We start from the raw sequence: 14,067 nt of genomic DNA, 5'->3' as shown, positions 1-14,067 counted from the left end.
CAACGCGACTTCGGCCACCTGCGCCTCGATGTGCACCTGCATCGGCATCACGTCGAGCTTCTCGACCACCTCGCGGATCGAGCGCCACGCCTGTGGCGTGCTGCGCACCAGCAGCGTGTTGGTTTCCTCCACCGCCGAGACGCCGACGCGGTCGCCCTCCACTTCCAGCGTCACGCTGCCGTTGCCGGTGCCGCGCGAAGGCAGCGACAGGCTCTCGCCGCTGCCACCACCGCCGTTGCTGCCACTGCCACCGAGGCTGCCGCCATTGCCGCTGTCGGCGAAGCTGCTGCCGTCGCCGCCCGACAGCTTGCTGTCCGGGCCGGAGGACGGATCGTAGGTGCCGCCGCCCATCGACACCGCGCTGCCGCCCGGCGCCAGCGAGGGCCCACCATCGGACGCCCCCCGCGACCCACTGCCCGCGCCGAACACTTCGGCGAGGCGATCGGCCAGGTCCTTGGCCTTGATGTACTTCAGCTCGTAGGAGAACAACCGCGCGGTGCCGCCCGCGCTGTCGATGCGGTCCAGCCATTGCTGGATCTGGTCCAGGTAGCGTGCCTGCGGGGTGATCACCAGCACGGCGTTGGCGTTGTCCAGCGGCATGAAACGGAACATGCCGGCGCTGGGCGTCTTGCTGCCCTCGCCGAACACCTTCTCCAGGTCACTGGCCACCTGCGAGGCGCGGCCGGACTGCAGCGGGAACACGCCCACCGACATGCCCGACAGCCAGTCCACGTCGAAGATCTCGACCGTGCGCAGGTAGTTCTCCAGCTCGGTGCGGGTGCCGCCCAGGGTGATGACGTTGCGCGAGCCGTCGATGCCGACGATGGCATTGGGCCGCGCGTAGGGCTTGAGCACCTTCTCCATCTCGCTGGCGGAGATGTACTGCAGCGGCACCACCCGTACTTCGTAGCCACGCGCGGCCGAGGCCGGCGCGGTGCTCGGCGCGACGGTGCCCGCCAACGGCTGGTCGGCCGGCACCACGTTGTAGCGGCCGCCGCTGAACACCAGCCGGGCGTTGTTCCAGCCCAGCACCATCTCCAGCAGGTTCAGCGCCTGCGCCGGCGACACCGGCTTGGGCGTGGCCAGCGTCACCGTGCCCTGCACGCCCGGTGCGATCACGTAGTTCTGGCCCAGCATGTCGCCGAGGATGGCCTTGGTGACGGCCTGCACCGACTCGCCTTCGAAGTTGAACACCGCCGAGCCATTGCCGGCCGCCGACAGGGACGGCGCCGGCGCCGAAGCCGCAGCGCGGTTGATCACCGTGCCATTGCCACGGCGGATCACGGCCCGGCTCTGGCCCTCCACTTCCTGCGGGGCGTCGGTCGGGGTCAACCCGCGCGTGGTGGCCGGTTCGCCGGCCTGCGGCGCGGCGATGTCGTTGCCCACCGCCGCGTTGCGCCGGATCTCGGGCACCGGCGTGGTGGCGCAACCGCTCAGGGCGCCGATCAGCAGGGTGATGGGGACTATGCGTGACGTCATGCGCTCACTCTACGGTTTCTGGCCGCCGGGGGCGCCGGCCTGTTGTTGTTGCGCCTGCCTGCGGCGGGCCTGGATGCGATCACGGATCGCCTGGATCTGTTCGGCGGTCGGCGCCGCCGGCTCGGCCGCGGCATTGGCCGGCGGTGGTGGCAGCGGTGGTGGCGGGACCTGCGGCGTGGGGGCGGCACCGGGCGGCGGCACGCCTTCCGGCTTGCCACTGCCGCTGAACACCTGCAGCTCCAGGTTCAAGGTGCCCGACGGCCCGCTGACCACCGCCGCGCGTGGCTGCAGCGACAGCAGTTGCCACCCCGACTGCGCCTCGCCGCCCACCCGCAACCGCAGCGACTGGCCCTGTTCGGTGGTCAGCGTCGCCATTTCCATGCCCGGGGTGATCAGCACGCCGGTCAGGCGCACGCTGGCCACCGCCGCCGGCTCGCTGCCATCGCCCAGCACGAACGGGTGCGGGCGCCGGTCGTTGGCGAACAAGGGCCGCGCCATGGCTTCGGCATTGTCGGTGGCCGTGGCACGCGGCGGGTCGGCCACCGGCACGGCTGGCAGTGCCGGCACCTCCAGCGTCGTGGCGGGATCGCCGATGCGGCCGCCCAGCCCGAACAGCGTGGCCGTCCACACCGCCAACGCCCAGCCGCCCAACGCGGCCAGCCACCAGGTCCGCAGGCCCGCCACGTCAGGGCGCATTGGTCACCTCCGGGTTGGCGCCGGCCACCACGCCGGGCGGCAGGTAGCCGCTGAGTTCGAAACTGACATCCAGCCCGACGCTGCCTTCGCTGCCACCGGGCGAGGACAGGATGTCCAACCGGTCCACGCGCAGCTGCGGTGCGCCGGTTTCCAGCGCCTGCAGCACGGTCATCCATTCGGCCATGCCGCAGCGCAGGCGTGCCTGCACCGCCACCCGCACGAAGCGGCCGGTGGTATCGGCCGGCATCGGCGAACGGTCGCTGATCGCGCAGCTGCGGTTGTCGGGGCTGGCCTGGCGCGCGGCTTCCTCCAGCCGCTGCACCAGCCGCGAGGTGGCCAGCTCCACCGAGGTTTCCGGCAGGAAGCCGGGCTCGGTGGCCAACGCCTGCTGTGCCTGCTGCAGCCGCTGCGTCACCTGCGGCGCCTGCCGGATCTGGATGTCGATGCGCTGCCGGCGCTCAAGCAGCGCGTCGATCTGTTCGCCCACCGCCCGCATCGGCTGCGTCCACAACGGATGCACCAGCAGCAGGTAGGCCAGGCCGACCAGGCCGAGCAGCAGGCCCAGCGCCAGCCAACGGTCACGGGGTGCGGGTTGCGGCGCCATCGGCGGCCTCCTTCCGTGGCGCCAGCAGCTCGGCGGTCAGGGTGAAGCGTTCGCGCCGGTCGCCGCCGCCGGCCTGCAGCACGCCGGTCAACGAAGGCGTCTTCCACAGGCTGGAACCCTCCAGCCGGGACACCAGCGAGGAGGAACTGCGGCTCATGCCGATCAACTGCATGCGACCGGCTTCGATGGACAGCTTTTCCAGCGAGGTGTCGTCGTCCAGGCGCTGGCTGAGTTCGTTGATCACTTCGGTGGCGGTGGGCTGGGCGGCCCGTTGCTGGGCGAAGAAGGCCTGGCCATCGACCAGGTCCTGCAGCTGCTGCCGCTGCGTGGCCACGGCGCGTGCACGCACCGAGGCCGCTTCCACCTGCGCGGCGAGCGTGGCCGCGGCCTGGCGACGGTTGTCCAGCAGTTGCCAACCGGCCAGGACCAGCAGCACCGCGCTGCCCAGCACCAGCATGCGGTTGAGCCGGCGCATCGGGTCCTGGCGCTGCCGGCGCAGTGCCGCCGGCAACAGGTTCACGCCCAGCGGCTGGCCCTGGGCATCGGCCACGTCCACGCCATCCAGCTGGCCCTGCCACGCCTCGCGTGGCTGCAGCAGGGTTTCCACCACGGTGCGCGGCGCCACCACCAGCTCGACGTCCAGCTGGCCATCGGCCTGCCGCCCCAGCAATCGCACGTCGAAGTACACCTGCTCGGCGGTGAAGGGGGTCTGCCGGTCGATCTCGAAGCGCAGCACGTCATGCAGGCGGCCGTCGGCGGCGGCCGGCAGGCGCATCGGCTTGCGCAACGCCTTGCCGGCCGGCAGCAGCGCGCAGCGCGGCAGCCGCGCATCGCGCGGCGACAATGCGGCCTCCAGTGCTTCCGGCAACAACGGCGCCTGCAGCGACTGCTGCAACAGCGCTTCGGCGCCCTGCGCCTGCAGCACATGTACCTGCCCGCCCTGCGGCGACAACAGCACCCGCGCACCGGACACCCCCAGCAGCAGGCGCCAGCGCGCCGGCAACCACGACTGCAGCGAGGACACCCACCACGACCAGAAGCCCCCGGCCCCCGGCGCGATGCGCGTCCCCAGCTGTCCCAGTCTTTCCCGCAACGCCGTCATCTCGATACCGCTCCCTGTTCCCACCGCACCACCGTATACGGCATGCCGGCGGCGCCTTCCGGCGCCAGCCGCACCACCGTGCGCAGCACCGCTTCGCGTTCGTCCCCCATCCGCACGCGGCTGTCGACACTATAAATGCCGCTGCCGCCTCCCATCGCACCGCCACCCCCGGGGGTTTCGCGTTCACGCGCGGCGATGACCAGCGCCGCGTCCATGCCCATCGCGGTCAGTACCGGTGCCTGGGCCAAGCGCGCATCCGGCCGCGCCTGGCCGTAGACCGTCACCAACGGGGCCAACTGCTCGTACAGGTCCGCGTCCATGCCGATCAGGCGTTGCAGTTCGCCGATGCTGTCGAAGCGGGCGTTCTTGGCCGGATAGGGATACCCCGCCGCGGCATAGTCGGCGCTTTCCGCGCCGCCGCTGGGCTGGCGCAGGTCGTCGACGTCGCGCCAGTCCAGCACCGCGCCTGCCACCTGCGTGGCGCGCGTGGCTTCCACCCCCAGCGCCCGCAGCAGGCCTTCGAGCAGGGGGCGGTCGGCCTGGTTCAGGTCGACCTTGCCGGCCTCGTCGATGACGCGCAGCTCCACCGTGCGCCCATCGAACTGCCAGCGGTAGCGGCGGCCGTCGGCGTGCCAGGCCGGCTGGGTCGGCGTGGCGCGCATGCGCGACAGCGCGTAGTCCACGCCGGCATGGGCGATCTCCTGGCCTGCGCCGAGGTCCGCCGTCACCTTGCCCTGCATGTATTCCACCCGCGCGCTCAACGCGAACGCGCCGATGGTGGCGGTCAGCAGCGCCACCAGCCACAGCACCAGCACCAGCGCCGCGCCGCGTGCCCTCATCGCCAGCCTCCCGGGGTGGCGCCGTACTGCGGCACCGCCACCACCAGCGTCGGCCAGGCCGCACCTTCGGCCGGCACGATGTCGATGGCGACCAGGGCCGGCATCCGTCCCGGCACGTTCCAGCGCTCCTGCCATGGCCCCATCGTCCCGCTCTGCGGGTCGATGCCGCGGTACTGCAGGCGAACCTGCCGGAGCCCGTCGACCAGCAGCTCGCTGCCGCGTGGTGGGTTCTCCGGCAACGGCTGGCCGTTCTGCAGCAGGGTCAGGTCGATGCGCAGCTGCTGCCTGGCGCCGTCGCCGCTGACCTGCAGGTCATGCAGGTACGGACCGCCACGGCCCAGGTAGCCCGGCACGTCGGCGACGAAGCGCATCTGCTGTGGCTGGCCATCGAACATCACCGCCACGGCACTGAGCGAGCCAGGTTCAGCCGGCAACGGCTGGGTCAGCGTCGCCATCAAGCGCCGGCGCAGGAAACCCTCCACGCCACGCATGCGTTCGTTCTGGCTGGCGATCAGTTCACCGCGCGTGCTGATCGCCAGGGTCGAGCGCACGATGGCGAACGCCAACGCCATGCCAGCCGCCAGCAACGTGGTGGCCAGCAGCACTTCGATCAGGGTGAAGCCACGCGCGGGACGGCCCGGCCTCATTGCGTGCCCTCCATGCCATTGGCGCGAAGCCGCAACGTGCGCCAGCGCAGTTGTTCGGCCGCGGCATCGCCCCAGCGCACCTGCAGGTCCAGCAGCCACAACCGCGATTGCGGTTGGCGCGGCTCGACGAATGGCGTCACCTGCAGGGTCCAGCGGTACCGCCCCTGCTCCCATTCGCCCTGGCGCACGCCCGCGGCCAGCGGTGCATCGATGCCGGCGCCGGCGAGCAGCGACTGCGCGTGCAGCGACGCACGGCCCTGGTGCTCGGCCATGCCGACCTGGCGCGCCGCACCGGAAAGACTGCCCAGCAGCAGGGTGGCGGCCAGCGCCATCAGCGCGAAGGCGACGATCACCTCGATCAACGAGAACCCCCGCTGCCGCTTCATTGCGCTGCCCCCTGCAACAGGCCCGAACGCACCTCGCCGGTGATCCAGCCCACGTCGATGCGCCACACCGCCGAGCGCGCGCTCAACTCGATGCGCCCTCCGGTCGATGCGCCGTCCTCGAAGAACCGCACCACGCCCTCGTCGCCGCGCACCTGGGCCTGGCGCGCGCCGGTGTAACGCACCGACAGCGTGTCGGGCAGTTCACCGTGGCGACCACCGGGGCCGGTCCAGCGGCGCGTGCGCACGTCCAGCGCGAACGCCTGCGGCCGGCCGGTGGCGATGGCGCGGGTACGTGCGTAGCGCAGTTCGGCGGCGACCTCCTTGCCGGCCGAGCGCAGCTTCATGCCTTCCAGCCCGCCGCTCATCGCCATCGCCGCGACCAGCGCGATGGCGGCCACCAGCGCCAGCACCAGCAGCATCTCCAGCAGCGACACGCCGGACATGCGCGCCCGCACGCCTGCGGGCAGGCGGCGCGGCCGGAACGGGGCGGTCAGCGCAGGCATGGCCGCTTACTGGTTGCGGATGTCCGCGTTGTAGCTGTCGCCGCCCGGCTGGCCATCGGCGCCCAGGCTGATCAGGTCGAACGGCTGGCCTTCGCCCGGCGCGCGGTACTGCACCGGGTTGCCCCACGGGTCATTGAACTCGGCCGGCTTGGCATACGGGCCGAGCCAGCCACTGACACCACCGGGCTGGGTGGCCAGGTCGTCGAGCTTGGCCGGCAGGCGGCCGGTATCGAGCTTGAAGTTCTCCACCTTGCCGCTGAGCGTCTGGATCTGGGTCTTGGCCAGGTTGGCCTTGCCGCGGTCGGCGCCGCCGAGCACGCGGCTGCCGACCAGGGTCAGCACCGCGCCGATCAGCACGATGACGATGATGATCTCCAGCAGGCTCATGCCGGCCTGGCGCGCGTGGAAGGACGGTTGTCGGATGGTTCGCTTCATGCAGGTTTCCTTGTCGGCGAGGTCGGGGGTCAGCCAATGGCGTTGGTCAGGTCGTACAGCGGCACCAGTACCGCGATGATCACCACGCCCACCACCGAGGCGAGCAGCAGGGTGATCACCGGCACCAGCGCGGCGAGCATGCGGTCGATGCTGCGGGCGGTTTCCACGTCGAAGGTGTCGGCGGTCCTGAGCAGCATGCTTTCCAGCGTGCCGGACTCCTCGCCCACCTGGATCATCTGCAGCGCCAGCCGCGGGAAGCGGCCGTTGCGCGACAGCGCGCCGGACAAGCCGGCACCGTTCTTCACCGCTTCGGCGGCCTCGGCCACGTCGCCGGCCAGGGCGCGGTTGCCCAGCACGTTGCGGGCGATGCCCAGCCCGGCCAGCAAGGGCACGCCGTTGCGCAGCAGCGTGCCCAGCGTGCGGCTGAGCCGAGCGGTCTCCAGCCGCGCCACCAGCGGCCCGACCACCGGCCGCTTCAGCAGCCAGGCATCGAAGGCCAGGCGGAACGCGGCATCACGGCGCTTGCGCTCCATCCACAGCAGCGCCAGCGCCGGCACCACGATGAACACGATCCAGCCCTGGCGCACCAACAGGCCGATCTCCAGCACCGCGCGGGTGAACCATGGCAGGGTCACGTCCAGGCTTTCGTACATCTGCGCGAACTGCGGCACCACGTAGCCCAGCAGGAACAGCAGCGCGCCACCGACCACCACCAGCAGGATGGCCGGGTAGATCATCGCGTTGATCACCCTGCCCTTCAGCTCCTGGCTGCGCTCCAGGTAATCGGCCAGGCGCTGCAGGGTTTCATGCAGGCTGCCGCCGGCTTCGCCGGCGCGCACCATGTTCACGTACAGCCGCGAGAACAGCCCATGCTGGCGTTCCAGCGCCTGCGACAGCGGGGCACCGCCACGCACGGTGTCGCGGATGTCGGCGATGACGCGGCGCGAACGCGCGTCCTCCGGCGCTTCCAGCAGGATGCCCAGCGCACGGTCCAAGGGCTGGCCGGCACCCAGCAGCGTGGCCAGCTGCTGGGTGAACTGCACCAGCATGGCGCCGGCGAACGGGCGTTGCCGCCACTGCTTCCAGCTGGCGCCCTCGAACGCCGAACCGGTCGCCAGCTTCGCCTCGACCGGCATGTGGCCCTGCTCCTGCAGGCGCGCGATCACGTCCGCATCGCTGGCCGCCTCCATCTGCCCGTCCAGCAGTTCGCCATGGGCATCCAGTGCCTTGTAGCGGTACAACGGCATCAGGATGACCGCTCCACGTGCAGCAGGAGGTTCATGCGTCCTCCGTCACGCGCAGGACTTCTTCCAGCGTGGTCTGTCCACGCAGGGCCTTGATGATGCCGTCCTCGTACATGGTGCGCATGCCGGCGGCACGCGCGATCTGCTCGATCTCGCCCATCCCGGCCTTGCGCATCACCGCGTTGCGCAGCGCATCGTCCATCACCAGGAATTCGACGATGGTGGTGCGGCCCTTGTAGCCGGTGGGCGCAACGGCCGATGGCTGCGGCCGGTACAGGTGGATCTGCCCATGCGGCTGGTAACGGCGCAGGTTGAAGCGTTCGATCTCCTCGGCCGAGGCCGGGTAGCGCTGTGCATGCGTGGGCTCCAGCCGGCGCACCAGGCGCTGGGCGAGGATGCCGTTGATGGTGGAGGTGAGCAGGTAGTCCTCCACGCCCATGTCGAGCAGGCGGGTGATGCCGCCGGCGGCGTTGTTGGTATGCAGCGTGGACAGCACCAGGTGGCCGGTGAGCGCGGACTGGATGGCGATGCGCGCGGTTTCCAGGTCGCGCATTTCGCCGATCATGATGATGTCCGGGTCCTGGCGGACGATGCCGCGCAGCGCGCTGGCGAAGTCCAGCCCGATCTGCGGCTTGGCCTGGATCTGGTTGATGCCTTCGAGCTGGTACTCGACTGGGTCCTCGACGGTGATGATCTTGACCTTGTCGGTGTTGAGCTGGCTCAGCGCTGTGTACAGCGTGGTGGTCTTGCCCGAACCGGTCGGGCCGGTGACCAGCAGGATGCCGTGCGGCTGCGCCAGCACGCGGCTGAACTGCGGCATGAATGCATCGTCGAAGCCGAGCCGCTGGAAGTCGAACACCACCGCCTCGCGGTCGAGCAGGCGCATCACCACGCTCTCGCCATGCGCGGTGGGCATGGTGCTCACGCGCAGGTCCAGCTCCTTGCCCTGCACGCGCAGCATGATGCGGCCGTCCTGCGGCAGGCGGCGCTCGGCGATGTTGAGCTTGGCCATGATCTTGATGCGGCTGATCACCGCGGCGGTCAGGTTGACCGGCGGGCTTTCGCCATCGACCAGCACGCCGTCGACGCGGTAGCGCACCTTCAGCCGGTTCTCGAACGGCTCGACGTGGATGTCCGAGGCGCGCAGTTCCACCGCACGCTGGATCAGCAGGTTGACCAGGCGGATCACCGGCGCCTCGGAGGCCAGGTCGCGCAGGTGCTCGATGTCATCCAGCGGCGCGGCCTCGCCGTCGGCCGACTCCAGGATGGTGCCCATCGCACTGCGGCCCTGCCCGTGCCAGCGCTCGATCACCTCGTCCACTTCACTGCGCAGGCCGACCACCGGGGCGATGTCGCAGCCGGTGGCAAGTCGCATCGCGTCGATGGCATAGCCGTCCTGCGGGTCGGCCATCCACACGCGCACGCGGCCCTGCTGTTCGCCCAGCGGCAACACCAGGAACTGCTTGAGGAAGCGCAGCGGCACCGGCTCGGCCCCTTCCACCAGCTCGGGCGGGTGCTCGGGGACGTCACGCGCGGCCAGCAGGCGCAGGCCCAGCACCCGCGCGCAGGCCTCGGCATGGTCGCGCTCGGACACCAGCCCCAGCCTCGCCAGCAGCACCAGCAGGTCGCCGCCGGACTCGCGCTGCAACTGCCGCGCACGCTGCAGGTCGGCGTCCTTCAGCCGGCCCTGCGCGAGCAGCTCCTGGACGATGCGTTCGGCAGGCGTGGCCGCAACATTGGCGTCATGGACTACCGCGTTCACGCACTCCTCCTCTGTTGACCGGACTTTAGCAGCTCGCCGCGTCGTTCCATACGCATGAACAGGCGTAATTCCCGCTTCCAGCGTGATTGGCATCCACGTCAGCGCGATTACGCCGGCCCGCCCACCCGGCATGGCCAAAAAAAAGAACCCCGGCAAGCCGGGGTTCCAAGGACCACAGGAGGAAACGCTTACTGGCGCGCGACCAGGCTCACGCCGCTGAAGCTGCCCGCACCGACCAGCTTGACGTAGTAGGTGCCGGCCTTCGGGGCGGTGAAGCGGATGGTCTCGCTGTTGCCCGGGCGGGTGGAGCTGGCATCGGCCGCGCTGGCCGACGGCTCCTTGTCGAAGCTGGCGTACAGCGAGACGTTGCCACTGCCACCGTAGCTCATGAAGGTCAGCACCTTGCCGGCCTCGGCCTGGAAGCTGTACAGCACCTCGTTGCCACTGTTGCCGGCCAGGCCGGTCACCGCGACCTTGTTGACCAGCGGCGTGGCCACCGGGCCGCATTCCTCCACGGCCGGGTCACACGGCGGCGTGGTTGCCTTGAGCAGGGCCGCCTCGATGTTGAGGATGCCGGCGCCGATCGGCGTGGAGGCCGGGATGCTCACCGGGAACGGCTTGACCGTGGAGGTCAGCAGGTCACGCATCTGCGTCCAGGTCAGCGGCGTGTCGACCACGCTCTGCACCATCGCCACCGCGGCGGCCACGTGCGGCGACGCCATCGAGGTACCCACCATGCCCAGCGGCGCCCAGTCCGCGGTCGGCCCCTGCGTGCCTTCGTTGATCACCTGAAAGATCCAGCCATTGTTGTTCTGCTCGGCGTTGCCGCCCGGCGCGGACAGGTCCACGCGCGGCCCGTAGTTGGAGTAGTACGTGCGCCCGCCGTTGAAACCGGTGGCGCCCACCGAGATCACGTTGTTGCACGAGGACATCGTGTAGCTGCCGGCATTGGCGTTGTCATTGCCCGCGGCCACCACGATGATGCTGCCGAGGCTGATCGCCTCGTCGATGGCATCCTGGTAGATGGTCGGGCAGCTCGACGGCGCACCGCTGCCCAGGCTCATGTTGATGACTTCCGCCGGGTTCGGGTTGGCCGGCAGGCCCGGCACGGTACCGCCGGCCGCCCAGATGATGCCGTCGGAGATGTCGCTGCCGAAGCCGCCGCAGGAACCGAGCACGCGCACCGGCATCACCTTGGCCTTGAACGCCAGGCCGGCCAGGTTGACGCCGTTGTTGGTCTCCTGCGCGACGGTGCCGGCGACATGGCTGCCGTGCCAGGAACTGACGTCGGCCGCGTGCGGGTCGTTGGTCGCCCAGCCGGTGCAGTAGTTCTGCTCGACCCAGTCACCGATGTCCCAGCCGCCGGCGACGCGGTCATCGCTGTCGCGGCGCGAGACGCGCTTGTCGCTGATCATGTCGTAGCCGGGAATCACGTTGTTCTGCAGGTCCGGGTTGCCCTGCGCGATGCCGGTGTCGATCACCGCCACCACCACGCCCTCGCCCTGCGAGATGTCCCAGGCCTGGGTGGCATTCACGCCGCTCTGGGCGTTGTAGAAGTTCCACTGCGCCGAGGTCTGCGGGTCGTTGGGCGCGAAGTTCGGGCTCACCTGGGTTGCCAGGCGCTGGTACATCCGGTCGATTTCCACCCGCTCCACCGCGGGATTGGCCTTCAGCTCGCGGATGAAGTTGGCCGCTTCCTGGCCGTCCAGCTCACGCGAGGCCTTCACCACCGCCCAGCCCGGGCTGCCCATGCGGCGCAGCAGCGCGGCACTGGCGGCCGGACGTGCGGCCGACTTGGCCGAAGCGGCGGTCGCCCGGCTCAGCCCGGCGCGCGAGGCCGCGGCATTGATGCCCCGGTTGGCCACGCCTGAATCACGCAGCTCGCTGCTGCCGGCACGGTACTTGACGATGAATCGGTATCCGCCTTCACCGGCGGCCGGCCCACTGTTGAGCGGGCGTGTCGGCAGGCTGCCGGTGTTGGCCGCCAATGCGGCCGGCACGCCCATCGAAACCATCAACACGACACCGGCAACTGCCACTCCAAGCTTGGTCTTCTTCATGTTCGATCTCTCGTCTGCTGGAACAGGGATGGAACTCCATTGCTGCATTGCCTTGCCTTCCCGACCCTCGCTCCACCGGCTGCGGGGGCAGCCGGCGGCGGGGCCGCGAACCTTGCTGCAGGCGCCCGCCGGTGAGGGCGGGCGCCGCTGTCACCGACGTGCGCTTACCAGCCGAAGCCGGCGCCCACGCCCACCGAGCTGTCGTCGCTGCTGAAGGCACCGCCCAGGGTGACCGTGGCGCGATCGCTGATCGCACGCTGGTAGCCGATGGACAGGGCCGATTCACCGCTCTGGAAGCCCACGCCCACGCCCACGCGGTTCGGCGTGCGTACGCCCGCCGCGCTGGTGGCCATGTTCAACATCGCCGCGTTCATCGCGCCCTGGCGATCAATGCGGCGATCGATATGCCGCAGGCGGTTGTCCATGTCGTTGCGCAGTCCGGTGAAGCTGTCGGTGAGGCTGCCGAACTTGGTGTCGGTATAGCTGTTGGCCGAGGCGACGCCCTGGTCCAGCTGTCCCTTGTTGACCGCGTCGGTGGCCTGGGTGCCGGCAGCAACATTGGTGATCTGCCGCTCCTGCCCGGCACTGCCCACCGACACGGTGTTGGCACGATCGGCCACCGAGCCCTGCCCCAACGCAACGGCCCCCTGCGCGGTGACGCTCGCGCCCTGCCCCACCGCGGTCCCGGAGGCGGCACTCACGCTGGCGCTTTCACCCACCGCAACGGCATTGGTGGCCGCCGCGGTGATGTGGGTGTTGGCCCCCACCGCGGTGCTACCGTCGGCGTCAACGCGGGCGTTGCTGCCCAGCGCGGTGTCGTTCGGGCCATGCGCGTAGCTGCTGTTGCCCACCGCGGTGCCGGCGGTGTTGTTGGCCTTGGCCTGGTCGCCCAGTGCGACGCCGCCGGTACTGGCGGTGGTGTCGACGCTGGCGGTACGGGGACCATTGCCATTGCCATTGCCATTGCCATTGCCATTGCCGTTGCCATTGCCGTTGCCATTTCCATGGCCGTTCCCGTTCCCGTTGCCATTCCCTGCCAGGCGGCCGTTGATCGAGGTGACCTGGTTATCCAGTGCCGTCAACGCCGCACCGACGTTGTTGTAGCTGCTGCCCTGGATCACGTAGGTCGGCGCGACGAACACGCCCTGCATGCCGATGCCGGCACCACCGCCGAGGAAGCTGGCCATGTTGCCCAGCGATTGGAACAGCTGGCCCCCGTTGACCGCCTGCATGCTGCCGGCGGCGATGTTGCCGGCGGCCACATTGTCCAGCGTGGTTCCCTTCACGCCGGCCAGGGTCATCGTGTCGCGGCTGCTGTCATCGTAGGTCACGGCGTTGGCGGTGACGTTCTCCACCGTGCCGATGCGGCCATCGATGTCGTCCACGCGCGTCTCCACCGCACCGACCCGCTGGTTGGTGACGTACAACTGGCCACCGGTCACCGCATCGGTGCTGTTCTGGGCGACGCGGCCGTTGGCGACGTTGACGATGCGGCGCGTGGCCGGGCCGTCGGTGCCATTGCCACCGCCCACCGAGACCACGTTTGCCTCGGTCGCACGCGAACCGGCACCCAGCGCAACCGAGTTGGCGCCGGACACCCCGGCACCGGCGCCGATGGCGACGCTGTTGACCCCGTTGCTGGCGAACGCGCCATAGCCGATCGCCACGCCGTTGGTCGCGGTGATCGAGGTCTGCCGACCCAGCGCGGTGCTGTTGGTGCCACGCGCCGATGCATCCGCGCCGACCGCCGTTGCACCGGTGGCGTTGGCGGTGCTGGCCGTGCCCAACGCCATGGAACGGTTGGCGCTGGCGTTGGCACCCGAACCGGCGGCCAGTGCGTCCGTGCCGCCCGCGCTCGCCGCCGCACTGCCCGTGGCCTGGAAGTACTTGCTGGTCTGGCCGGCGCTGGTTGCCACCGCATCCAACTGCGACTTGTTCACCGCATCGGTGGCCTCGGTACCGGCGGCCACGTTGGTGATCTGGCGCTCATTGCCGGCACTGCCCACCGACACCGTACCGGCGCGGTCGGCGACCGAGCCGGCACCCAGGGCCACCGAACCGGTGCCACTGGCCTCCGCCCCCATGCCCAGCGCGGTGCTCTGCTGGCCCACCGCCCAGGCATTGGCGCCCACTGCGGTGGCGTCATCGCCGAAGGCCCAGCTGGCGCTGCCGATCGCCACCGCATTGGTCGAACCAATGCCGAACAGGCCGAAGCCGGTCTCGGCACCATCACCGATCGCCAGGCTGCCTTCACCCAGTGCCGAGGCATTGCGGCCCACGGCCACGTTGCCGTCCTCGTAGGCCGCCGCA

General features: G+C 70.2%; 13 protein-coding genes. All 13 read right to left on the bottom strand.

Annotated features, from left to right (window positions below):
- A partial coding sequence (locus VA603_RS06940; protein ID WP_323438342.1) for a secretin N-terminal domain-containing protein occupies positions 1-1,479 on the bottom strand: 1,479 nt, incomplete at its 3' end.
- Positions 1,480-1,488: 9 nt separating this feature from the next.
- Complete coding sequence (locus tag VA603_RS06935; protein WP_323438341.1) at positions 1,489-2,175, bottom strand: hypothetical protein; 687 nt, start codon at positions 2,173-2,175, stop codon at positions 1,489-1,491.
- Positions 2,165-2,779: a type II secretion system protein GspM gene (gene gspM, locus VA603_RS06930; protein WP_132865040.1), complete on the bottom strand. Its 615-nt coding sequence runs from the start codon at positions 2,777-2,779 to the stop codon at positions 2,165-2,167. The genes VA603_RS06935 and gspM overlap by 11 nt, the downstream gene beginning before the upstream one ends.
- Complete coding sequence (locus VA603_RS06925; protein WP_132865041.1) at positions 2,754-3,881, bottom strand: PilN domain-containing protein; 1,128 nt, start codon at positions 3,879-3,881, stop codon at positions 2,754-2,756. The genes gspM and VA603_RS06925 overlap by 26 nt, the downstream gene beginning before the upstream one ends.
- Positions 3,878-4,720 carry a type II secretion system minor pseudopilin gene (locus VA603_RS06920; RefSeq protein ID WP_323438340.1) on the bottom strand — a complete coding sequence of 281 codons (843 nt, stop codon included), beginning with the start codon at positions 4,718-4,720 and terminating at the stop codon, positions 3,878-3,880. The genes VA603_RS06925 and VA603_RS06920 overlap by 4 nt, the downstream gene beginning before the upstream one ends.
- On the bottom strand, positions 4,717-5,367 hold the full coding sequence (locus tag VA603_RS06915; protein WP_132865043.1) for a prepilin-type N-terminal cleavage/methylation domain-containing protein: 651 nt from the start codon (positions 5,365-5,367) through the stop codon (positions 4,717-4,719). The genes VA603_RS06920 and VA603_RS06915 overlap by 4 nt, the downstream gene beginning before the upstream one ends.
- Positions 5,364-5,753, bottom strand: a complete 390-nt coding sequence (gene xpsI / locus VA603_RS06910) for a type II secretion system protein XpsI (protein WP_132865044.1) — start codon at positions 5,751-5,753, stop codon at positions 5,364-5,366. Before xpsI ends, VA603_RS06915 begins: the two co-directional genes overlap by 4 nt.
- Entirely contained in the window at positions 5,750-6,256 is a 507-nt protein-coding gene (gene xpsH, locus VA603_RS06905) for a type II secretion system protein XpsH (protein WP_243694020.1), read from the bottom strand. Before xpsH ends, xpsI begins: the two co-directional genes overlap by 4 nt.
- A 6-nt stretch (positions 6,257-6,262) precedes the next feature.
- On the bottom strand, positions 6,263-6,691 hold the full coding sequence (gene gspG, locus VA603_RS06900) for a type II secretion system major pseudopilin GspG (protein ID WP_192286726.1): 429 nt from the start codon (positions 6,689-6,691) through the stop codon (positions 6,263-6,265).
- Between the two features lie 29 nt (positions 6,692-6,720).
- Entirely contained in the window at positions 6,721-7,938 is a 1,218-nt protein-coding gene (xpsF, locus tag VA603_RS06895) for a type II secretion system protein XpsF (protein ID WP_132865045.1), read from the bottom strand.
- A gap of 31 nt (positions 7,939-7,969) precedes the next feature.
- Entirely contained in the window at positions 7,970-9,697 is a 1,728-nt protein-coding gene (gene gspE / locus VA603_RS06890; protein WP_243694021.1) for a type II secretion system ATPase GspE, read from the bottom strand.
- Between the two features lie 188 nt (positions 9,698-9,885).
- Positions 9,886-11,757, bottom strand: coding sequence for a S8 family peptidase (locus VA603_RS06885; RefSeq protein WP_132865047.1), 1,872 nt, complete (start codon positions 11,755-11,757; stop codon positions 9,886-9,888).
- Between the two features lie 164 nt (positions 11,758-11,921).
- On the bottom strand, positions 11,922-14,067 hold a 2,146-nt coding region (locus VA603_RS06880), incomplete at its 5' end, for a YadA family autotransporter adhesin (protein ID WP_323438339.1).

This window comes from Stenotrophomonas capsici (genome assembly GCF_034961085.1).
GTDB classification, from domain to species: domain Bacteria; phylum Pseudomonadota; class Gammaproteobacteria; order Xanthomonadales; family Xanthomonadaceae; genus Stenotrophomonas; species Stenotrophomonas capsici.
The sequence above is the reverse complement of the archived record's forward strand: the minus strand, read 5'-3'. Positions and strand labels throughout refer to the sequence as shown.

What these genes read in the sequence shown, in the direction of transcription:
- VA603_RS06935 (WP_323438341.1), bottom strand. Translation starts at nt 2,175, where the DNA reads ATGCGCCCTGACGTGGCGGGCCTGCGGACCTGGTGGCTGGCCGCGTTG.
- gspM (WP_132865040.1), bottom strand. Translation starts at nt 2,779, where the DNA reads ATGGCGCCGCAACCCGCACCCCGTGACCGTTGGCTGGCGCTGGGCCTG.
- VA603_RS06925 (WP_132865041.1), bottom strand. Translation starts at nt 3,881, where the DNA reads ATGACGGCGTTGCGGGAAAGACTGGGACAGCTGGGGACGCGCATCGCG.
- VA603_RS06920 (WP_323438340.1), bottom strand. Translation starts at nt 4,720, where the DNA reads ATGAGGGCACGCGGCGCGGCGCTGGTGCTGGTGCTGTGGCTGGTGGCG.
- VA603_RS06915 (WP_132865043.1), bottom strand. Translation starts at nt 5,367, where the DNA reads ATGAGGCCGGGCCGTCCCGCGCGTGGCTTCACCCTGATCGAAGTGCTG.
- xpsI (WP_132865044.1), bottom strand. Translation starts at nt 5,753, where the DNA reads ATGAAGCGGCAGCGGGGGTTCTCGTTGATCGAGGTGATCGTCGCCTTC.
- xpsH (WP_243694020.1), bottom strand. Translation starts at nt 6,256, where the DNA reads ATGCCTGCGCTGACCGCCCCGTTCCGGCCGCGCCGCCTGCCCGCAGGC.
- gspG (WP_192286726.1), bottom strand. Translation starts at nt 6,691, where the DNA reads ATGAAGCGAACCATCCGACAACCGTCCTTCCACGCGCGCCAGGCCGGC.
- xpsF (WP_132865045.1), bottom strand. Translation starts at nt 7,938, where the DNA reads ATGCCGTTGTACCGCTACAAGGCACTGGATGCCCATGGCGAACTGCTG.
- VA603_RS06885 (WP_132865047.1), bottom strand. Translation starts at nt 11,757, where the DNA reads ATGAAGAAGACCAAGCTTGGAGTGGCAGTTGCCGGTGTCGTGTTGATG.